The organism is Roseateles puraquae (assembly GCF_002205845.1).
Lineage (GTDB): Bacteria > Pseudomonadota > Gammaproteobacteria > Burkholderiales > Burkholderiaceae_C > Pelomonas > Pelomonas puraquae.
In genome coordinates this window covers 127,278-148,735 of record NZ_NISI01000011.1, presented here as the reverse complement: position 1 = coordinate 148,735, position 21,458 = coordinate 127,278, and the positions used below count along the sequence as shown (strand labels likewise).

14 protein-coding genes are annotated in these 21,458 nt (G+C 69.1%); 6 read left to right on the top strand and 8 right to left on the bottom strand.

Translation table 11 applies throughout. The annotated features are described in order from the left end of the window. The first annotated feature begins 8 nt into the window (after positions 1-8). Positions 9-1,709: an AMP-binding protein gene (locus CDO81_RS22155; RefSeq protein WP_088485462.1), complete on the top strand. Its 1,701-nt coding sequence runs from the start codon at positions 9-11 to the stop codon at positions 1,707-1,709. Between the two features lie 51 nt (positions 1,710-1,760). Here the strand turns inward: CDO81_RS22155 and CDO81_RS22150 are convergent, their stop codons facing one another. Then, on the bottom strand, positions 1,761-2,666 hold the full coding sequence (locus tag CDO81_RS22150) for a LysR family transcriptional regulator (RefSeq protein ID WP_088485417.1): 906 nt from the start codon (positions 2,664-2,666) through the stop codon (positions 1,761-1,763). 157 nt (positions 2,667-2,823) lie between these two features. Here CDO81_RS22150 and CDO81_RS22145 point away from each other — a divergent pair, with 157 nt between their 5' ends. After that, positions 2,824-4,998, top strand: a complete 2,175-nt coding sequence (locus tag CDO81_RS22145; protein ID WP_088485416.1) for a malate synthase G — start codon at positions 2,824-2,826, stop codon at positions 4,996-4,998. 78 nt (positions 4,999-5,076) lie between these two features. Here the strand turns inward: CDO81_RS22145 and CDO81_RS22140 are convergent, their stop codons facing one another. Next, positions 5,077-5,475: a hypothetical protein gene (locus CDO81_RS22140; RefSeq protein ID WP_158218385.1), complete on the bottom strand. Its 399-nt coding sequence runs from the start codon at positions 5,473-5,475 to the stop codon at positions 5,077-5,079. Between the two features lie 131 nt (positions 5,476-5,606). Then, positions 5,607-8,579, bottom strand: a complete 2,973-nt coding sequence (locus CDO81_RS22135; protein ID WP_088485414.1) for a TonB-dependent receptor — start codon at positions 8,577-8,579, stop codon at positions 5,607-5,609. A gap of 400 nt (positions 8,580-8,979) precedes the next feature. Here CDO81_RS22135 and CDO81_RS28440 point away from each other — a divergent pair, with 400 nt between their 5' ends. Next, the gene (locus tag CDO81_RS28440; RefSeq protein WP_088485413.1) at positions 8,980-9,528 is read left to right on the top strand and encodes a hypothetical protein; all 549 of its coding nucleotides are present in this window, start codon (positions 8,980-8,982) and stop codon (positions 9,526-9,528) included. A gap of 15 nt (positions 9,529-9,543) precedes the next feature. Here CDO81_RS28440 and CDO81_RS22125 read toward each other — a convergent pair whose 3' ends face one another. Both CDO81_RS22125 and CDO81_RS22120 read right to left on the bottom strand, forming a co-directional pair. Then, positions 9,544-11,370 carry a tetratricopeptide repeat protein gene (locus CDO81_RS22125; RefSeq protein ID WP_158218384.1) on the bottom strand — a complete coding sequence of 609 codons (1,827 nt, stop codon included), beginning with the start codon at positions 11,368-11,370 and terminating at the stop codon, positions 9,544-9,546. A 101-nt stretch (positions 11,371-11,471) separates the two neighbouring features. Then, on the bottom strand, positions 11,472-14,372 hold the full coding sequence (locus CDO81_RS22120; RefSeq protein WP_206602152.1) for a TonB-dependent receptor domain-containing protein: 2,901 nt from the start codon (positions 14,370-14,372) through the stop codon (positions 11,472-11,474). A gap of 375 nt (positions 14,373-14,747) precedes the next feature. Between CDO81_RS22120 and CDO81_RS22115 the strand changes: the two genes are divergently transcribed. Next, a complete protein-coding gene (locus CDO81_RS22115) occupies positions 14,748-15,983 on the top strand; it encodes an NAD(P)/FAD-dependent oxidoreductase (protein ID WP_088485410.1) in 1,236 nt (411 codons plus the stop codon). A 92-nt stretch (positions 15,984-16,075) separates the two neighbouring features. On the opposite strand, the gene pcaF is transcribed toward CDO81_RS22115, so the two are convergent. The 3 genes from pcaF to CDO81_RS22100 are packed head-to-tail and all read right to left on the bottom strand — an operon-like array spanning position 16,076 to position 19,520. Continuing rightward, entirely contained in the window at positions 16,076-17,278 is a 1,203-nt protein-coding gene (pcaF, locus tag CDO81_RS22110; protein ID WP_088485409.1) for a 3-oxoadipyl-CoA thiolase, read from the bottom strand. Beyond that, positions 17,275-18,726: a 3-hydroxyacyl-CoA dehydrogenase gene (locus CDO81_RS22105; protein WP_088485408.1), complete on the bottom strand. Its 1,452-nt coding sequence runs from the start codon at positions 18,724-18,726 to the stop codon at positions 17,275-17,277. The genes pcaF and CDO81_RS22105 overlap by 4 nt, the downstream gene beginning before the upstream one ends. Beyond that, positions 18,723-19,520, bottom strand: coding sequence for an enoyl-CoA hydratase-related protein (locus tag CDO81_RS22100; protein ID WP_088485407.1), 798 nt, complete (start codon positions 19,518-19,520; stop codon positions 18,723-18,725). Before CDO81_RS22100 ends, CDO81_RS22105 begins: the two co-directional genes overlap by 4 nt. Positions 19,521-19,635: 115 nt before the next feature. Here CDO81_RS22100 and CDO81_RS22095 point away from each other — a divergent pair, with 115 nt between their 5' ends. Beyond that, positions 19,636-20,694: a sensor histidine kinase gene (locus CDO81_RS22095; protein WP_088485406.1), complete on the top strand. Its 1,059-nt coding sequence runs from the start codon at positions 19,636-19,638 to the stop codon at positions 20,692-20,694. Further along, entirely contained in the window at positions 20,691-21,452 is a 762-nt protein-coding gene (locus CDO81_RS22090; RefSeq protein WP_088485405.1) for a LytR/AlgR family response regulator transcription factor, read from the top strand. The genes CDO81_RS22095 and CDO81_RS22090 overlap by 4 nt, the downstream gene beginning before the upstream one ends. Positions 21,453-21,458 lie beyond the last annotated feature (6 nt).

Below are 21,458 nucleotides of genomic sequence, written 5' to 3'. Positions count from 1 at the left end.
CGCTGTTCATGGCCACCATCGCCGCCGACCATCTCGCCCTGCAACGCCTGTATCACTGGGAGCGCACGGCCGGCAACCAGGTCACGTTGACCCAACCCATGGGCGGCGCTGCCGTGCAGGACTTCACCTGGGCCCAGGTGGGTGACCAGGTGCGCCGCATGGCGGCCTTCCTGAAGGCCAAGGGCCAGGCGGAGGGCTGGCCGGCGGATGCCAAGGTGGCCATCCTCTCCAAGAACTGCGCCTGGTGGCTGATGACGGACCTGGCCATCTGGATGGCGGGTTATGTCAGCGTGCCGCTGTACCCGACGCTGGCACCCGAGACCATCACGCAGATCCTGGAGCACAGCGAGTCGCGCTTCATCTTCATCGGCAAGCTCGACGGCTGGGAAGGCATGAAGCCCGGCGTGCCGGCGGGCCTGCCCGGCGCGAGCTACGCGCTGTCGCCCGACGACGCCAAGAAGACCTACGAAGGCTGGGACGCCATCTGCGCCCGCACCCAGCCCCTGAAGGACTCGCCGGTGCGCGGCGCCGACGAGCTCTGCACCCTCATCTACACCTCCGGCACCACCGGCCTGCCCAAGGGCGTGATGCACACCTTCGGCGCCTTCGCCTGGGCAGTGGACGCGGGCCTCAAGCGCATCCCGATGAGCGGCTCCGACCGCATGCTGTCCTACCTGCCGCTGGCCCACGTCGTGGAGCGCACGCTGGTGGAGCACGGCTGGCTGGCGCGCGGCATCAAGATCTTCTTCGCCGAGTCGCTGGACACCTTCGCGGCTGACCTGCAGCGCGCACTGCCCACCGTGTTCTTCTCGGTGCCGCGCCTGTGGGTCAAGTTCCAGCAGGGCGTGCAGGCCAAGATGCCGCAGCAAAAGCTCAACAAGCTGCTGCGCCTGCCGATCATCGGCGGCCTGGTGCGCAAGAAGGTGCTCAAGGCCCTGGGCCTGAACGAATGCAAGTTCGCCGCCGGCGGTGCGGCGCCCATGCCCGTGGCACTGCTGGAGTGGTATGCGGCCCTGGGCCTGCACATCAACGAGGGCTACGGCATGACCGAGAACCTGGCGCTGTCGCACCTGACCCTGCCCGGCAAGAACCAGCGCGGCACCGTGGGCCCGGCCTACGAAGGCGTGCAGGTGCGCATCGACGCCACCACGGGCGAGCTGCAGATGCGCAGCCCGGCCGTGATGCTGGGCTACTACAAGGCGCCCGAGCAGACCCGCGACAGCTTCACCGAAGACGGCTGGCTCAAGACCGGCGACAAGGCCAGCCAGGACAAGGACGGCTGCGTGCGCATCACCGGCCGCGTGAAGGACCTGTTCAAGACGAGCAAGGGCAAGTACGTGGCACCCGCGCCCATCGAAGACCGCCTGGGCATGAACCCCAACGTGGAGGCCTGCTGCGTGGCCGGCGCCAACATGGGCCAGCCGCTGGGCATCGCGATGCTGTCACCCCAGGGCCTGCAGCGCGCCAGCAGCGAGGCCGAGCGCACCGCGCTGATGGCCGAGCTCTCCAAGCACCTGGACGACGTCAACGCCCGCCTGGACCCGCACGAGCAGCTGGATGCACTGGTGCTGATCAAGACCCCCTGGACGGTGGACAACGGCTTCATCACCCCGACCTTCAAGGTCAAGCGCAACCGCATCGAGGAAGCCTACTCGGGCAGCTTCGAGGGCTGGGTCAGCAAGAAGAGCAAGGTCCTCTTCGGCGATTGAGCGACGCCAGGCGGGCGGTGCTTTGTGCACCGTCTCGCAGGGGCCGAGGGATCAAGCCTGCCAGTACGCTGCCCGCCCGTAATGCGCCCGCAGATGCTCCACCCACAGCCGCGTGCGCAGCGGCAGGTGGCGTGACTGCGGAAAGATCGCGTAGATGCCGTTGGGCGGCGCCGCGAAGTCGTCCAGCACGCTGACCAGCCGGCCGGCGGCCAGGTCGGCCTCCACCTCCCAGGTGCTGCGCCAGGCCAGGCCCAGGCCGGCCACGCACCAGTCGTGCAGCACCTGGCCGTCGCTGCAGTCCAAACGCCCGGTGGGGCGCAGGTGTTGCACGGCGCCGTCGATCTGGAAAGCCCAGCCACGCGTCTGGCTGGCTTCGGAGCTGAGCGTCAGGCAGGCGTGGCGGGCGAGGTCGTCAGGGTGGCGCGGGATGCCGGCGCGCTTGAGGTAAGCCGGCGCGGCCACGCACAGCCGCCGGTTGTCGGCCAGCCGGGTGCTCACCAGGCTGGAGTCAGGCAGGTCGCCCACGCGCACCGCGCAGTCGAAGCCCTCGTGCACGATGTCGACCACACGGTCGCTGAGGTTGAGCGACAGGCTCAGGTCGGCATGCGCGGCCAGGAAACCGGGCACCAGCGGTGCCACGTGGCGGCGGCCGAAGCCGGCCGGCGCAGTCACGCGCAGATGGCCGCTGGCCTTCAGGCCGCCGGCGCTGACCGCCGCCTCGGCATCGGCCACCGAGGCGATCAGCCGCTGGCAGTCCTCCAGAAACGACTGCCCCTCGGCCGTCAGCGTGAGCCGCCGCGTGGTGCGCAGCAGCAGCTTCACGCCCAGGCGCGCCTCCAGCGCATCCAGCCGCCGGCCCATCACGGCCGGGGCCACGCCTTCAGCCTGCGCGGCAGCGGTGAGGCTGCCTTTGGCCGCCACCAGCACGAAGGACTCCATCTGCTTGAGCTTGTCCATGCCGCCGATTGTGCTGGGAGGGAAGCGCAAAGGAAGCGTTTTCAAGGCTCATCTTTGCGTTTTGGTCACAGATTCCTTGCAAGCCCCACAGCGAATCGGCCCACGCAAGCCGGCTAGATTGGCACCATTCGTCGTTGCCTCTCGCAGGAGCTCCACCATGCCTCGCACCTCCCTTCACCGCCTGCAGGTCGATGCCGACCTGGCCCGCTTCATCGACACCGAAGTGCTGCCCGGCACCGGCGTGGCGCCGGACGCCTTCTGGGCCGGCTTCAGCGCACTGGCGCATGAACTGGCGCCCAAGAACCGCGCGCTGCTCGCCGAGCGTGACCGCCTGCAGGCCGAGCTCGACGCCTGGCACGAGGCCCACCCCGGCCCGATCACCGACATGCCGGCCTACCAGGACTTCCTCAAGCGCATCGGCTACCTCGTCGACGCGCCCGCACAGGTCAAGGCCACAACCGCGAACGTGGACGCCGAACTCGCCATCCAGGCCGGCCCGCAGCTCGTGGTGCCCATCCTGAATGCGCGCTATGCGCTGAACGCGGCCAACGCCCGCTGGGGCTCGCTGTACGACGCCCTGTACGGCACCGATGCCATCCCCGAGACCGACGGCGCCACCCGTGAGGGTGGCTACAACCCGGTGCGCGGCGCCAAGGTCATTGCCTTCGCCCGCCAGGTGCTGGACCAGGCCGCACCGCTGGCCAGCGGCTCACATGCCGACGCGACCGGCTACCGCGTGGAGGGCGGCCAACTCGCGGTGACGCTGGCCTCCGGTGCCACCACCGGCCTGCAGGACCCCACCGCCTTCGCCGGCTACCAGGGCGAGGCCGCCGCGCCGAGCAGCGTGCTGCTCGTGCACCACGGCCTGCACCTGGACATCCGCATCGACCGCAGCACGCCCATCGGCAAGACCGACGCCGCCGGCGTGGCCGACGTGGTGCTGGAAGCCGCCCTGTCCACCATCCTCGACCTGGAAGACTCGGTCGCCGCGGTGGACGCCGAAGACAAGCTGCTGGCCTACCGCAACTGGCTCGGCATCCAGCTCGGCACGCTCACCGAAGAGGTCGCCAAAGGCGGCAAGACCTTCACCCGTCGCCTGAACGCTGATCGCGTCTACACCGCCCCGAACGGCGGCACGGTCACGCTGCATGGCCGCTCGCTGATGTTCGTGCGCAATGTCGGCCACCTGATGACCAACCCGGCCATCCTGCTGGACGACGGCAGCGAGATCCCCGAGGGCATCATGGATGCAGTCGTCACGACGACCATCGCGATGCACGACCTGAAGCGCCGGGGCAATTCGCGCACCGGCTCGGTCTACATCGTGAAGCCCAAGATGCACGGCCCGGCCGAAGTGGCCTTCGCCGCCGAGCTGTTCACACGCGTGGAGCAGCTGCTGGGCCTGCCGGACAGCACCGTCAAGCTCGGCATCATGGACGAGGAGCGTCGCACCTCCGTCAACCTGCAGGCCTGCATCGCCGCCGCCGCCAGCCGCGTGGCCTTCATCAACACCGGCTTCCTGGACCGCACCGGCGACGAGATGCACACCGCCATGCGCGCCGGCCCCATGCTGCGCAAGGGCGACATGAAGACGTCGAGCTGGATCCAGGCCTACGAGCGCAGCAACGTGCTCACCGGCCTGGCCTGCGGCCTGCGCGGCCGCGCCCAGATCGGCAAGGGCATGTGGGCCATGCCCGACCTGATGGCCGAGATGCTGAAGCAGAAGATCGGCCACCCCAAGGCCGGCGCCAACACCGCCTGGGTGCCCTCGCCCACCGCCGCCACGCTGCATGCGCTGCACTACCACCAGGTCAGCGTGGCGGCGGTGCAGCAGGACCTGGAGAAGGTCGACCTCGCCGCCGAGCGCGAGGGCCTGCTCCACGCGCTGCTGACCATCCCGGTCGCGCCCGAGGCGAACTGGACGCCCGAGCAGCGCCAGCAGGAGCTGGACAACAACGTGCAGGGCATCCTCGGCTATGTGGTGCGCTGGATCGACCAGGGCGTGGGCTGCTCCAAGGTGCCCGACATCAACGGCATCGGCCTGATGGAAGACCGCGCCACGCTGCGCATCAGCAGCCAGCACATCGCCAACTGGCTGCGCCACGGCGTGGTGACGCCCGAACAGGTGCGCGAGACCTTCACGCGCATGGCCAAGGTGGTGGACGCCCAGAACGCGGGCGACGCGGCTTACCGGCCCCTCGCGGCCAACCCGCAGGGCGCGGCCATGCAGGCGGCGCTGGACCTCGTCTTCAAGGGCGAGGCGCAGCCCAGCGGCTACACCGAGCCGCTGCTGCATGCGTGGCGGTTGAAGGTGAAGGCCAGCCAGCCGTGAGGTGGCGGGCACGTTGAACGCGGCTCAGGGGTGTGCCCGGCGCCGCGCCTGAACGCGCCGACCGCGCGCCCCAAGCGGTCAGGTCGCGCTCGCCCGCGGCAGCCCGTCGATTTCGCTGATGGTTTCAACCGTCAGCACCACGTTCACGATGAAGAGCTCATCCGCGAACAGGCCTGTGAAGCACCAGACGTTCTGCAGGCCGTTCAACGCCACCGGATCGGGCGCCGCCTTGAGCAAGGCCTTCACGAAAGCCGCCGTTCTGCGCTGCAGGGGCTTGTCTTGGCGCAGCTGAGCGGCCCACGCATCGCAGGCCTGTGAAAACGTATCGCCGGCACCTTGGCCGGTGTAGTTGCCGCCGTCGTAGTCGACGAGGAATGTCCAGAGTGGCATGGCGGGCGCGTGTTGTTGTTGCGGGATCAACCCCTGAACACTATCAACGACATTGCCAGGCCGCTCGACGTCCGAGCGATGCGACACCACAGGCGTGACATCCCGTTCGCTGCGCGGTGAGTCCCAACAAGTCGTGCATGAAAAAGGCCCGCTCGATGAGCGGGCCTTGCTGCCTGGCCTCGCCCACCGACAAGCGGCGGGCAAGGCTACAGCTGGACTCAGAACTCGTACTGCGCCAGGAAGCGCACGCGGCGCGGCGCCTGGATGCTGGACGCACCGGGCTGACCGTAGCTCGGCGACGGCGTGCCCAGGGCTTCTTCGCCGGCTTCGTTGATGGCGCGCACAGTGCGGGTGTTGAAGACGTTCAGCAGGTCGACCGACAGCGTCGCACCCTTGAGCCAGTTCGGCGTGTAGGTGGCTTGCAGGTTGACTTCCTTGAACCACTTCAGGCGACCAACGCTGCCACGCGGCACCAGCTTGCCGCCGCAGTAGAACGACGACGAGCCGTAAGCGATGGACACATCGTCCAGCGTACCGGCGTAGTAGCCCAGGCAGTTCTTGGGACGGCCGCTCTGGATCATCACGTTGGCACCCACGCGCACTTCATCCGTGGCGGCATAGCTGCCCCAGAATTTGAAGGTGTGGCGACGGTCGTTGGGCAGATAGCCGTTGGCACCTTCCATCAGGCCGGGGTAGTCCCAGTCCTGGCTGATACCGGCGTCATCCTGGCCGATGTCGGACTTCACATAGCCCTCGGTGTTGCCCTTGCTGAAGGCCAGCACGTAGGAGCCTTGGAAGCTCCACTTCTTGTCCCAGGCGCGCTCGAAGGTGAACTCGAGAGCGTCATAGGTACGCTTGGGCTTCTCGGGGAACAGCAGCGCCGAGTTGGGGATGGTGACCGCCACCAGCTTGCCGTCGCCATTGAGGTCGACGTTGGCCGTCAGGTCGCGGCCGGGATTGCCGAGGAAGCAGTGGTCGACGGTGTCGCCGATCGCAGCGGCCTGGTCGGCGGTGTAGCCGTTCTTGGCCGCCCAGGCGGCCGCGCCAGCGCCGAAGCAGATGTCGTCCATCGAGCTCTTCAGCACGCGGTGCGTGTACTTGACGCCCACCGACCAGCGGTCCGCCAGCGCCTTCTGGAAGCCGGCGATGAACTCGTCCTGGTACATCGGCTTCAGGTTGGGGTCGACGATGGTGCGCGGATCGGGCGCTGCACCCGGCGAGTTCACGACCTCGCCGCCCAGCTTGGTACCAAGGCCCGGCACCTGGAACTTGTCGTTGCTGTTGGTGCCGGTGTAGGCGTAGAAGTTGGTCTTGTCGAGCTGCTGGCCCGACAGGCGCACGTTGGTGTTGGCATACACCGGGATGTAGTAACGGCCGACGTTGGAGTAGACCTTCAGGTCGGCATTGCCCATCACGTCCCAGGCAGCCGCCAGACGAGGTGCGTAGGTGTTCTTGACCTTCACGAACGGAATGCCATCCGCATTCTTGTTGGTGAACGACTCATTGCGCAGGCCGATGTTGACCAGCAGGTTCTTGGTCACCTGCCAGTTGTCCTCGACGTACCAGGCGGCGTTTTCGGTCTTGAAGGTACCGCCGTTGAAGTACTCGCGCACCTGCACGTAGTCGATCGGCGTGGCACCGTTGACGTAGCCGTTGGACAGGCGGGAACCCGCGCCCAGGCGACGGATCTGGTAGAGCTTGCGCTCGGGGCCAGGGTAGACCGAGCCGTCGACCGTGTCGTAGACCTCGGAGTCCAGACCGGCGCGCAGGGTGTGCTGGGCGTTGATCGAGTACTCGGCATCCACGCGGTAGGCCGTGCGCTTGTCGTTGGCGTTGGGGTCGCTGATGGGAATGGTGGTGGCGCAGCCGAGGATCTTCGTCGGGGCGGTGCGGCGGTCTTGCACGTAGGGGCAGCCGGCCGATTCGACGACGGAGGTGCGCTTGTACTTGCCCACGCCGTACAGGGCCGAGAGGGTCAGGTCATCGGTCAGCCAGCCGGTCCACTTCAGGATGTTGGTATCACCGCCGGTCGTGTACTCGTCGGTACCGAGCGAGTCGCCCTTGGCCGTACCGTTGGCCGTGACCTGCTTCCAGTTCTGGATCTTGTCGGTCGACTTGTCGCTGAACGAAGTGAACTCGAGCGTGTTGTTCTTGTTGATGTTCCAGTCCAGCTTCAGCAGGTACTGGGGCGTGTCGTTCTTGGTCTCCGACTGCTGGCTGGTGCCGTAGGAACGGATCTTCTGGCCACCGGCCTGCACCAGGGCGAACGCGTAGAGCGTGTCGGCAATCAGCGGGCCACCCGCCCACAGATTGGTGCGCAAGGTCTCGTTGTAGCCCGGGCCCTTGGCCAGGTACCAGTCGTTGGGATTGGTGCTGGTCGGATCGTCCTTCTTGGAAAAGACGGCTGAGCCGCGCAGGGAATCAGGCTCCCAGGTCACGTTGGCGCCACCGTGCCATTCATCGGTGCCGCGCTTGGTGGTCACCGAAATGACGCCGCCCAGCGAACGGCCGAACTCCGCACCATAGCCGCCGGTCTTGACCTGCTGCGAGCCCACGCCTTCGAAGGGCACCGAGTTGAACGCCACACCGTTCACGATGTTGGTGACGTTGAAGCCGTTGATGTAGTAAGCGTTCTCGGCCGGGGATGCGCCGCCCAGCGAGGGCACATTGCCCGCGCGCGAACTGGTGGAGCCGATTCGGCCGTCGCCCAGCGTGGCGCCCGGGGCGAGCATCGCGATGGCGGTGGTGTTGCGAGCCACCGGGATGCGGTCGATTTCAGACTTGGACAGGATCTGCACCGACTCGGCCGACTTGACGTCGATGGTCTTGGTGGCCAGGCCGGTCACGACGACCTGCTCCAGCTGCTGCACATTCACATTGGCGCTCTGGCCCGGCTGCACGCTGACGTTGCGGGTCACGGTCGAACCGTCTGCGCGCTTGATGGTGACGACATAGTCACCTGCGGGCAGCTGGCTGAAGGAGACAGCACCGTCCTTGTCGGCCACCTGCTCACGGGTGATACCGATGGCCTTGCTGACGATGGTGACCTTGTCACCCTTGCCGGCCAGCGCGTTCAGGGAGCCGCTGGTCTGCTGGGCCTGGGCGGCGGAGAACATCAGCAGGCCGACTGCCAGCGCGGTGGACGACAGTGCGCAACTGCGTCGCGGGAACAAGCGCGATGAATATGACATCGGAGGGTCCTTTCGGTGTTGGATGGAGAACAAGAGCACCCGCGCCTCGTAGGCGCGTTCGGCTTTGCCGTGACGAGTTTCATGGGTTACTTCTGTCACCTCCGAGGGGGAAAGCCCTCGCGCTGGTCGGCGGCGTTTCCGAGCGCGCCGGCCGGGTTAACGCGCTGTTTGCAGGCGCTGATCAACCTAACTCCTTGCTGCTGAAGGATTTCTGCAAGCTTGCGCGTCTCGCTGACATGGCCGCGCCATGGCGCCGTGTGCCTGCTCGATCAAGGCAAACCCCGAGGAGGGCATTGATGTATGCGTGCAACGCTCCGGGTTTGCATCCCACTGCGACGGCGCGCAGCCTCATTCAACGCCGGACCGACGACAACGCCCGGCCCCTGCTAGCCTCCCCCCCATGCGCACACTGACCCTCCTCTCGCTGGCCCTGGCCAGCCTGCCCGTCCTGGCCCAGGACGGCCTGCAACGCTGCCGCGCGATGAGCGATGGCGCGGCCCGGCTGGCCTGCTACGACGCCCTGGCCGACGCGGCCCGTGCCGCGGCTGCGGCGCCCGCGAGGCCGCCGGTTGCAGCCGCCCCGGCAGCGCCCCCTGCTGCGGCAGCCGCACCGGCGGCGGCTGCGGCGCCGGCAGCGCTGGCCACGCCGGCTGCGGCCACTGCCCCCGCGCCATCACGCACGGCCGAGGCCACGTTCGGCCTGCCTGAGACGCGGCGGCCGGATGCGGTCGATGCGGTCAACAGCACCGTCGGCCCCCGCTTCAGCGGCTGGGGGCCCAATTCGCGCATCCGGCTGGCCAATGGCCAGGTCTGGCAGGTGACGGACGGCACGTCGGTCGAACTGCCCGAAGGGCCGCGCAAGGTCAGCGTGAAGCGCGGCGCGCTCGGCTCCTACTACCTGGACTTCGAAGGCCTGAACACGTCGCCGCGCGTGCGCCGCGTGGAGTAACCGCGGCGGCCGGTCTCAGTCCGGCACCACGTCAAAGGCCACCGTGAGGCGGAAGGCGTCGTCCTGGAAGGGCGTGGTGCCATGCCACAGGTAGGACGGGAACAGCGCCAACCGCCCCGGCTGCGGTGCTTCCATGCGCCCGGGCGGCAGGCGCTCGCGCAAGGGCGCGGGGAGGTCGGGCTCGCCGAACTTGATCCAGCCATCGCGGCTGCCCTCGCGCAGGGCGCTGGGCGGCGTGGCGACGTAGTAGCAGCTGCTCAGCCAGCCGTGGCCGTGGATGTGGTTGGTATGAAAGCCCGCGCTGCGCAGGCGCGAGCTCCAGCTGTCGGTGAAGTGCCAGGCGCCGGCGGGCTGCGGCAGGCGGCCGAAGAAGGGGTGCCCGGGCTCCGCTGACCGCGTGGCCAGCCAGGTGGTGATGGCCTGGGCGATCTGGTGCTTGAGCGCCTGCACCAGCGGCAGGTCGAGGTCGAAGAGGTTGCCGCGCGTCTGCGTGCCGTGGCGCAGGGTCTGGTCGATGGGCGCTTCGGCGTCGGTGTGCAGGCGGGTCAATTCCTCGGCAAGCGCGGCGTTGAAGCTGTGGATGTCAGGCCAGCCGGGCGGCGGCGAGATGTCGAGCACGGCCACGCAGCGGTCCAGGTCGTTCAGCCACGCTGCACGAGGGTCGCCCGTCAACCGCCAGCCGGTGCCGAGCAGGGCGATGGCGTGCTGGTCGGCCGGCGCCGCGGCGCAGGCGCGCTCCGCCAGGGTCAGGCCTTCGGCGGCATGACCCGCCGCGTAGAGGCTGCGGGCCGCGTTGCTGAGCACGGCCGCGTTGTCGGGCGCCAGGGCCACCGCCTGGCGGTGCGCGGCACAGGCCGCGTCGTGCTGGCCCAGCAGGCTCAGCGACTGGCCGAGGCCATCGGCGTAGGCTGCATTGGTGGGCGCCAGCGCCGCCGCGCGGCGGTAGGCGGACGCCGCGGCTTCGGCGCGCTCGGCCCGCAGCAGCAGCAACCCGAGCAAGCTGGGCGGCACGTCGGACTGCGGGGCGGCGCGCTCAGCCGCTTCGAGCTCGGCCGTGAAGTCGCCATGCCCCAACGCCCAGCGCAGCTTGGCCAAGTCGTACAGGCTCAAGGCATGCAACGGCTGCAGCACCAGCGCGCGCCGGTAGGCGGCGAGGGCTTCGTCAGCCCGGCCCAGCGCCTGCAGCGTGTTGCCCAGGTTGTAGTGCGCCTCCGCCACGTCCAGGCCCAGGCCGTGGGCGCGCTGGTGCGATGCCAGGGCCTGGGCATGCCGGCCCAGGCGGTACAGCACGACGCCACGGTTGTGATGCAAGGCTGCACGGTCAGGGGCCAGCAGCAGGGCTGCATCGAGCGTGGCCAGGGCCTCGGGCAGCTGGCTGCACTCCTCCTGCAGCATGGCCAGCAGTTGCAAGGTGTTGGCATCCTGCGGCGCCAGCCGGGCGGCCTGCTGGGCGGCATGCAGGGCACGCTCCCGCTCGCCCAGGTCGCGCCGCAGGCGGGCATGCTGGTAGTGGGCAGCGGCCAGTTCCGGCGCATGGCGGGCCGCCTGGTCGAAAGCCTCGGCGGCCGCGGCGGGCTGCTGCAGCATCTCCAGCATCTGGCCGCGCGCCAGCCAGACGCGCGGCTGGTTGGCCTGCAACTGCAGCGAGCGCAGGAACCAGGCCTCCGCCTCGGCCCACTGCTGGCGCTGGGCAGCGAGCTGCCCCAGGGCGGCGGGAGGTTGCGGTGCCGCGGGTTGCTCGCGCAGCGCCTGCTCGAGCAGCGAGCGGGCGGCGTCGAGTTGACCGGCCGCCATCGCGCGCAGGCCTTGGCCGAGGGAAGAAGCGGGTGAGATGCCAGCCATGGTCAAGGAGTTGATGCGCAGATTCTGCGCGCCCATGAAAAACGGGCCCCGAAGGGCCCGTCGATGGTGCCACCCCGAAGAGTGGCCCTGCCTGACTTCGATCAGAAGTTGGCTTGCAGCGTGGCCGTGTAGCGGCGGCCGATCACGTCGTACATGCTCGGGAAGGTGTTGCCGAAGTTGGTGGCACCGGCACCGATACCCGTGCCGACCAGCGGCGGCTGCTTGTCGAACAGGTTGTTGACGGTCATCGACAGCTTCCAGTTCTTGGTGATCTGCCAGGAACCGTTCAGGTCGAAGTAGTCGTAGGCCTTGATGCTGTTGGCCGGGGTGTAGGTGGACTCGCTGCCCGGGGCGACGCTGGTGCCGCCGATGTGGCGCCAGGCCAGGCCGACGGTGTAGTCACCCAGCGTCCAGCTGGTGCGCTGGTTGAAGCGCAGCTTGGCGTACGGGTTGCCGTCGTCGAAGGCGGTGCTGTAGTAGCCGGCCTGCTCCAGCGTGGCGACGCTAGGCAGCGACTTGAAGTCAGCCTTCTTCATGTAGGCAACCTGCATGGACAGATCCACGCGACCCCAGTTGGGCAGACCCACCTTCTTCAGCGGCAGACGGTAGTTCGCACCGACGTCCACGCCCGAGTAGTTGTAGGTGCCCAGGTTGGAGGACTGCGTGCTCACGCCACGGCTGCCCGTGCCGTTGAGGCCGCCGTTCAGCGGGTCACGCTGGATCAGCTGGCAGAAGCTGTTGTAGGTGAAGCCGGGGTTCAGGGCGGCGGTGTAGCAGCCGTCCACCACCTGGCGAGCCGACGGCGACGAGACGGCGCCGTTGATCTTGATCTTCCAGAAGTCCAGGGTGACCGACAGGCCGTCCACGAAGTCAGGCTCCCACACCAGGCCGAGGGTCGTGGTGTCAGCCTTCTCGGGGCCGAGGTTGGGGTTGCCGCCAGAGGTGTTGTTGATCTGGTTGGACGACGGTGCGGCGACGTTGCCGATCTGGGCCGCCGGCACGCCGGTGAGTTGGCACAGATTGGTCAGCGTGCCGGCCTGGCCCGCCTGGCCAGCGCTGATGCTGGCGCCCTGGCAGGGGTCGACCTGCAGCGTGGCCAGACCGGTCGTGACGGGCGCGTAGAGCTCGTTCACGTTCGGAGCGCGGGTGGCGCGCTGGCTTTCGCCGCGGAAGCGCAGGCCCTTGATGGGGGCGTAGTCGAACGACTTCTTCCAGCTGCCGTAGCTCTTCACACCGCCGATGGAGTCGAACTCGGTGTTGCGGTAGCCGTAGCCGATGTTCATCGAGTAGATGAACGGCTTGTTGTTGACCAGCGGCAGGGTGGCTTCGCCGTACAGCTCGCGGAACTTCAGCGTACCGCTGCGGTCAGGCGTCGGAGCGCCGGAGCCCAGCAGTTCGCCCTGCGTCTGCACCACGGCGTCGGAAGCATTGCCGCCGAACACCTTGCGGTCTTCGTAACCGATGGCCACGCCCAGCGGGTTCTTGGCCCAGGGGCTCTTGGCGATGGCGACTTCACCGCTGGCCGAGCCGGCGATGACGGTCTGCTCGACGCGCGTCGTCTGGAAGGTCGGCGTGGCGATGAAGGCCAGCATGGCCGGCGTGATCGTGCCGGCGGCGCCGAACAGGTTGATCGGCACGCAGCCGCCCGTCGTCACGGTACAGGCCGTGGTGCTGGTGGCGCGCACGGCCTGCTGCAGCTTGCTGGCCGAGAAGCCGTTGCCGGTGCGCTGGATCTGGTCCGAACGACCCGTCTGGTAGTAGGTGTCGTAGGTCCAGCCTTCCAGGATCGGGATGTCACCGCGCACGCCAGCGGTGTACTGGGTGGTGGTGTTGTCGTAGCTGTAGATCCGCGGGCCGGCTTCAACGAAGCGGCGGGCGATGTTGGCGCGGAACTCGGTCGTGCTGCCCGGCACGCAGTTGGAGGCCGAGATGTTGTAGGCCGCGCACAGCTGGGCGCGAACCGCCGGCGTGATGTAGGGGTTGCCGATCGGGATGTTCAGCGCCGCGCCGAAGGTGCCCGAGGGTGCCAGGTTCAGCGTGACGTTGGAGCGGGTGTGGAACACCTCGCCGTAGACCTCGGCGTAGTCATTGATCTGGAAGCGGCCCATGCCGGTGGCCTGGGTGCGCGTCAGCGGCGTCTCGAAGTAGTTCGGCGGGTTGGTGTTGTAGCCGTCCGGCGGCCCGCTGGAGACGGCGTTGCGGAAGACGCCGGAGGTGGCGTCGATCACCTTCGAGCCGGCGAGCGTGCTGGGCATGCCCGACCAGATGGCCGGCACCGAGGTGCCCGAGAAACCGCCCGGCAGACCGGTGCCCGACGAGATCGCGGTCACGGCGTAGTCACGCTGGGCGAGCTGCAGGGGGCTGGTGCGGGTGGTGCCCACGTGCACGACGACGTTGCCGCGACCGTCGGCCAGGTTGGCACCGATGGTCAGGTCGTTCTTGTAACGCTGGGCGTCACCCTTCTCGGAGGCGCTGTACAGCGAGGTGGCCTCGACGCCGGAGAAGTTGCGCTTGGTGATGAAGTTCACCACGCCGGAGACCGCGTCCGCACCGTACACAGCGGAGGCGCCGCCGGTGACCAGGTCCACGCGCTCGAGCAGCGAGACCGGGATGGTGTTGGTGTCGACCACGCCGCCCAGGGTGGCGGGCACGATACGGCGGCTGTTGACCAGCACCAGGGTGCGGTTGGAGCCCAGGCCACGCAGGTTGATGGAGGCCGTGCCGTTGGAGCCGTTGTTCACGTTCGGGCCGATGGCCGGGTAGGCCGAGGGCAGGCCGCGCACCAGCTCTTCAACCGCCACCGGCTGCTTGATGCTGATGTCTTCCTTGCCGACCGAGGTGATCGGGCTGCTGGACTCGGCACCGACCGACTTGATGCGGGAGCCGGTGATCTCGATGCGCTCGAGCTTCTCGGGCGAAGCCTCCTGGGCGAAGGCGGAGACGGCACCCAAGGTGCCGATCATCGCCAGCGCGGCGGCGCTTCGGGCGTTTCGTTTAAACATGACTACTCCTTCGTGAGGACGTTCTCAACGCTGTTGTTGCAGGTGATTTGGAAATGCGAGTCCAGAGCGGAAAAACGCTTTTTCGCGTCGCGAGTCTGGCGACTGCCACACCCCCCACCGATCCGGGTAGCCCCCAATAGACCTCGTTACAACCCCATCAAACAGCTTTACACGCCAGAAACCTAGGGGAATCCCCGTCCCTCTGAAGGGTGACTGAAGGCATGGGCGTTGTGACATGACCACACAAATCCAAAACCCCCAGTTCGAGCAGGGCGGCCACCGGTGCCGACACCCCGGAAGCGGGGGCGGACCGGGCGTTCCAGGCGGTTGAAGGGCACTCCTAGAATCCCCGACCTTTCTCCCCTGCCCTCGCCCGTGACCCCTGAACGACAGCCCGATGGCGCCGCCCACTCGCCGGATTGCGATGTGCTCATCGTTGGCGCCGGCCCGGCCGGCAGCGCCTGCGCGCGCGTGCTGGCCCTGGCCGGTTGGCGCGTGCGGCTGGTCGACCAGCACCCGGCCGGCCGCGACAAGACCTGTGGCGACGGCCTGATTCCCGACGCCCACAAGGCCCTGCAACGCCTGGGCGTGCTGGACGAGGTGATGCGCATGGCGCAGCCGGTGACGCACGTGGGCTGCATCGGCCCGCGGGGCGGACGCATCGACGTGCCGGGGTCGCTGGCCGTGCTGCCGCGCCGCGAGCTCGATGCGCTGCTGTTGCGCGCGGCGCAGGCCGCTGGCGCCGTGTTTGAGCAGGCCCGTTTCGAGGCGCCGCTCGAAGACGCCGGCCGCGTGGTGGGCGCCCGCCTCAAGCGCGGCGATGACCTCATCGAGGTGCGCGCCCCCTGGGTGGTGTTGGCCACCGGCGCCGTGCCCAAGGCCCTCACCGCCGCCGGCATGTGCGAGCGTCACACGCCCAGCGGCGTGGCGCTGCGCGGCTACGTGAAGGCGCCGCAGATGGTGGGCAAGATCACCGCGCTGGAGGTGGTGTGGGACAAGTCCGTGCGCCCCGGCTACGGCTGGATCTTCCCGGCGCCCGGCGGCCACTTCAACATCGGCGTCGGCGTCACCGACAGCCATCGAGACCTCGGCGGCGGCAAAGGCCAGAAGAAGGACGTGAACCTGCGCGCCATCTTCGACGCCTTCGTGGCCACCTACCCGCCGGCGGCGGAGCTGATGCGCGTGGGCGAACTGGTCGGCGAGCTCAAGGGCGCGCCGCTGCGCTGCACCCTGACCGGCGCCCGGTGGAGCCGCCCGGGCCTGCTGGTCACCGGCGAGGCCGCCGGCAGCACCTACAGCTTCACGGGCGAAGGCATCGGCAAGGCGATGGAGACCGGCATGCTGGCGGCCGACGCGCTGCTGGCCCACCGGGTGGACGATGCCGCTGCGCGCGCGCAGTACGAAGCAGCGCTCACCGCGCTCAAGCCCAAGTTCGACCTCTACGAACGCGCCAACCGCGTGAACGCCCACCCCTGGCTGGCCGACCTGCTGATCTGGCGCGCCAAGAAGAGCCCGCGGCTGCTCCAGCGCATGAGCGGCGTGCTCAACGAGACCAGCAACCCAGGCAATCTCGTGAGCCTGAAGGGCATCTCCAGGCTGTTCTTGGAATAGCAGGAACACAGCCACAGAGGCACAGAGACACAGAGGAACCTCGCTGTCTCTGTGCCTCTGTGTCTCTGTGGCTGTGTTGATTCAGTCGTCGTTCAAACGCGCTCGAGGATCAGCGCGATGCCTTGGCCAACGCCGATGCACATCGTGCACAGCGCGTAGCGGCCGCCGGTCACTTCGAGCTGGTTGACCGCCGTGGTCACGAGCCGTGCGCCGCTGGCGCCGAGCGGGTGGCCCAGGGCGATCGCACCGCCGTTCGGGTTCACACGCGCATCGTCGTCGGCCAGGCCCAGGTCGCGCAGCACGGCCAGGCCCTGGGCCGCGAAGGCCTCGTTGAGCTCGATGACGTCCATCTGGGCCAGCGTCAGGCCCGTCAGCGCCAGCACCTTGCGCGTGGCCGGTGCCGGGCCGATGCCCATGATGCGCGGCGCCACACCCGCTGTGGCCATGCCCACCACGCGGGCCCGTGGCGTGAGGCCGTGGCGGGCCGCCTCGGCTTCACTGGCCAGCAGCAGTGCGCAGGCACCGTCATTCACGCCGCTGGCATTGCCGGCCGTTACGCTGCCCTCGGGGGTGACCACGCCTTTCAACTTGGCGAGGGCCGCCAGGCTGGTCTCGCGCGGATGCTCGTCGAGCAGCACCTGCACCGGCTCGCCCTTCTTCTGCGGCACGTCCACCGGCACGACCTCGCGCGCGAAGAAGCCGCGCTGCTGGGCCGCGATGGCCTTGGTCTGCGAGGCCAGGGCCATGCGGTCCTGCGCCTCGCGCTCGATGCCGAAGTCGCGTGCGACGTTCTCAGCCGTCTCGGGCATGGAGTCCACGCCGTACTGCGCCTTCATCAGCTTGTTGACGAAGCGCCAGCCGATGGTCGTGTCGTAGACCGCATTGGCGCGGCTGAACGCCGATTCGGCCTTGGGCATGACGAAGGGCGCGCGGCTCATGCTCTCCACACCGCCGGCGATCATCAGGCCCGCCTCACCGGCGCGGATGGCCCGCGCGGCGCTGCCCACCGCGTCCAGACCCGAGCCGCACAGGCGGTTGATCGTGGCGCCGGGCACGTCCACCGGCAGGCCGGCCAACAGCGCGGCCATGCGGGCGACGTTGCGGTTGTCTTCACCCGCCTGGTTGGCGCAGCCGTAGAGCACGTCGGTGACCTGGGACCAATCCACCTTCGGGTTGCGGGCCATCAGCGCCTTGAGCGGCAAGGCGCCGAGGTCATCGGTGCGGATGCTGGACAGCGCGCCGCCGTAGCGGCCGAAGGGCGTGCGGATGGCGTCGCAGATGTAGGCGTGGGTCATGGCGTGGTGTGGCGGAGGTAGGGGCTCACGCGGTAGCGCTCGCCGCGGTGAAAGGCATCGAGTCGGTCCAGCAGGGCGGTGACGGCCGAGCCGCCCCAGAGGCCCAGCCACTCGAAGGGCCCGGCGGGGTAGTTCACGCCGAGCTTCATCGCCGCATCGGCGCCGGCTTCGTCGCAGACGCCCTGCTGCACGGCGTCTGCGGCTTCGTCGATGAGCATGGCAATGGTGCGGGCGACGATGAGGCCGGGCACATCCGCCATCTCGACGGGCTGAAAGCCCGCTGCGGCCAGCCACGCCACCGGATTGCTGACGTCGCCCGACTTGGCGTAGGCCAGATGCGAAGGCTCGCCCAGCGGCAGGTCGAACACCACCACCGGCGCCTGCAGCTCGCGCGCAGCCGCGATCTCGCGGGCCGTGCGGCCGTCGGTCAGGCGCAGCTGCGCGAGGTCGGCCTCCAGGCCCACCCAGTCGCTGGCCGGCTGGCGCTCGGCCTGCGGGAAGGCGGCGGCGAAGCGATCTGCAACAAAGCCCTGGCCGTGCACCACGAGCCGCTGTGCGGTCGGTGACGCGAACCTCTCGACGGGCACCGGCGGCGCGCCTTCGGGGTAGCGGTAGAACCCCCGCCCGCTCTTGCGACCGAGAAAGCCCGCATCCACCAGCTCCTGCTGCACCAGGCTCGGCGTGAACCGGCGGTCGAAGAAGTTGGCCGCGAACACCGAGTTCGTCACCGCAAAATTGGTGTCGTGCCCGATCAGGTCCATCAGCTCGCACGGCCCCATGCGAAAGCCTGCCGCGCGCAGACAGGCGTCGATCACCTCGGGGGCCGCCGCGCGCTCCTGCAGCAGCATCAGCGCCTCGGCGTAGTAAGGCCGGGCGATGCGGTTGACGATGAAGCCCGGCGTGGAGCGCGTGTGCACCGGCGTCTTGCCCCAGCGGGCCGCCAACGTCTCGATGGCCTGGGCCACGTGGGGGTCGGTGCCCAGCCCCGAGACCACCTCCACCAGCTTCATCAGCGGCACCGGGTTGAAGAAGTGCATGCCCACCAGGCGCTCCGGCCGCTTCATGCCCCGCGCCAGTGCCGTCACGGAGATGGAGGAGGTGTTGGTGGCGATGATGGCGTCGTCCGCCAGCAGCGCTTCCAGCTCGGCAAAGAGCGCGCGCTTGATGTCGAGGTGCTCGACGATGGCTTCGATGACGAGGTCGGCTGGCTGCAGGGCGGCCACCGGCGTGATGCGGGCCAGCGTCGCCGCCACGGCGTCGGCGGTGAGCTTGCCCTTGGCGACCAGACCGTCCAGCGTGCTGGCAAGCTTGGCCTTGGCGGCCTCGGCAGCGCCGGCGCGGGTGTCGAAGAGGGCGACCTCATGGCCGGCCTGGGCGGCGACCTGGGCAATGCCGGCGCCCATCAGGCCGGCACCGACGACGAGGAGGCGGGCAGAGTCGAGATTCATTCGGAGGCGTTCCAGTTCGGCTTGCGTTTGCCCAGGAAGGCGGCGAAGCCTTCGCGAGCCTCGGGCGTGGTGCGCACGCGGGCAATCGTCTGCGCGGTCAGCTCGCGCACCTCGGGCGTGATCGGGCCGGGGGCCAGGCGCGCGTAGAGCTGCTTGATCTCGGCCTGCGCGGCGGGGCCGCAGGCGAGCAGGTCGGCGACACAGGCTTCGACGGCGGCGTCCAGGCCCTCGGCCGGCACCACGCGCTGCACGAGGCCCACGCGCAGCGCCTCGGCGGCATCGATTCGGCTGGCCGTCAGCGCAAGCCGCCGCGCCTCGCGCAGACCGACCGCGTTCACCAGATGCGGCCCGATGACGGCCGGCAGGATGCCCATGCGGGCCTCGCTGACCGAGAAGGTCGCCGCGTCGGCGGCCACGGCCATGTCGCAAGCGCAGGCCAGGCCCACGCCGCCGCCGAGGGCCGCGCCCTGTACACGGGCCAGCGTGGGCTTCGGGCATTCGGCGATGCGCGCCAGCATGGCCGAGAAGCGCCGCGCGTCGGCCAGGTTGTCGTCCTGCGAGGCGGCGGCGGCGCGCTGCATCCACTGCAGGTCAGCCCCGGCGCTGAAGTGCTTGCCGGCTCCGGCCAGCACGATGACACGCACGGCAGCGTCGGCGCCCAGCGTGGCGAAGGCATCGTCCAACTCGGCGATCAGCGTCTCGTCGAAGGCATTGAACACGGCAGGCCGGTTCATCGTCAGCACGGCGACACCGTCGGGTCGGCGCGCGAGGTCGAGGGAGGTCCAGGCAGGCATCCGATGATTCTGCCTTTTCCCGACCGAGCGGTCGATTAACCATTCATGCGCCCCGGGCTGCCATTCGCCGCAGGCCCGGCCGCGCGCCCCGAGGCGCCCCCTAGACTCCGCCGCCATGGCCTCCTTCCTCGACAGCCTGCACTGCAGCCAGTGGCTCTATCCCGGGCCCAAGCGGGTGTTCACGCCTGAAGAAATGGCCAACGCAGGCCAGCAGCCCTGGCCGCGGGCCGTGGACAGCTACCTGACGATCAACATGATCACGCTGCTGCCCGCCATGCTCTACACCCGCCACGGCCGGGGCTGGATGACCGAGTTCGGTTGGTGGCTGTTCTGGTGCGCGCTGGCCGCCCTCGCACTGGTGGGCGCCCGCTCGCTGTGGCGCCACCCCACGCGCAAGCGGCTGAACCTGTACTGCTACGGCGTGATGTTCGTGCTCGGCCTCGTGGTGGGCGTGCTGCTCAAGCGCGGTGTCGTGGAGGTGCGTTGGGTGCTGGACCAACAGATCACCATGATTGCCGCCATGACCGCCGTGCTCGGCGCCTGGTGGATGGTGACGCTCTTTCGCGTGCAGCAGATCGAGGCACGGCTGCGCGAACTGGCTGACCAGGACGCCGCCCTGCGCCTGTCCACGCGGCTGGCGGCGGCGCAGATCCAGCCGCATTTCCTGTTCAACACCCTGGCCTCGCTGCAGCACTGGGTGGACACCGGCGACGCTCGTGCCGCGCCGCTGCTGCGCGACTTCACCGCCTACCTGCGCGCCACGCTGCCCATGTTCGAGCGCGAGCTGCAGCCGCTGGCCGACGAGATCGAGATGGTGCGGCGCTACCTGGCCATCATGCAGGCCCGGCTGGGCGCTCGGCTGCACTTCGAGATCGACTTGCCGCCCGATGCCGCCGCCGACCTGCCGCCTGGCATCGTGCTCACGCTCGTGGAGAACGCGATCGCGCACGGCATTGAGCCGCAGCTGCGGGGTGGCGAGATCCAGGTGGCAGCACGTCGCGAGGGGGATCGGGTGGTGGTCACCGTGCGGGACGACGGCCCCGGCCTCGCCCCCGGCAGCAGCGACGGTGTGGGCCTGTCCAACACCCGCCGCCGGCTGACCGCCGCCCTGCCCCGCGCCACCCTCCACATCACCGACGCCGCCCCCGGCTGCCTGGCCACGCTGACCCTATGAACCCGACCCTCACCGCGCTGATCGCCGACGACGAAGAAGCCCCCCGCGAGCAGCTGCGCGCCGCCCTGGCGCGGCTGTGGCCCGAGCTGGCCATCGTGGCCGCCAGCACCAATGGTGTCGAGGCCTGGGACGACTGCCTGGCCCACGAGCCGGCCATTGCCTTCCTGGACATTCGCATGCCGGGCCTGACCGGGCTGGACGTGGCCCGGCGCCTGTCTGCGCTGGCCACGCCGCCGCTGATCGTCTTCGTCACCGCCTATGACGACCATGCGCTGGCCGCCTTCGATGCCGGCGCCATCGACTACGTGCTCAAGCCCGTGGACGACGAGCGCCTGGCGCAGGCCCTCGCGCGACTGCGGGCCCGCGTGGCCCAGCCGGCGCCTGACGTGACGGCGCTGCAGCGCCTGCTGGCCAGCCTGCCGCAGGCGCGGCCGGCCGCGCGGCCCATCCAGGCCAGCGTGGGTCGCGAGGTGCAGCTCATCCAGCCCGAGGACGTGCTGTTCTTCGAGGCCGACCAGCGCTACACCCGCGTTGTGCACCAGGGCGGCGACGCCCTCATCCGCACGCCGCTGCGCGAGCTGCTGACCCAGCTCGACCCCGACCAGTTCTGGCAGATCCACCGCAGCGTGCTGGTCAACAGCCGCTGCATCGCCAAGGCCATCCGGGTCGATGAAGGCACCATGGTCGTGACCCTGCGCGGCCGCGAGGAACGGCTGCCGGTGTCGCGCCAGTTCCAGGCCCTGTTCAAGGGTCAGTAGGCCGTC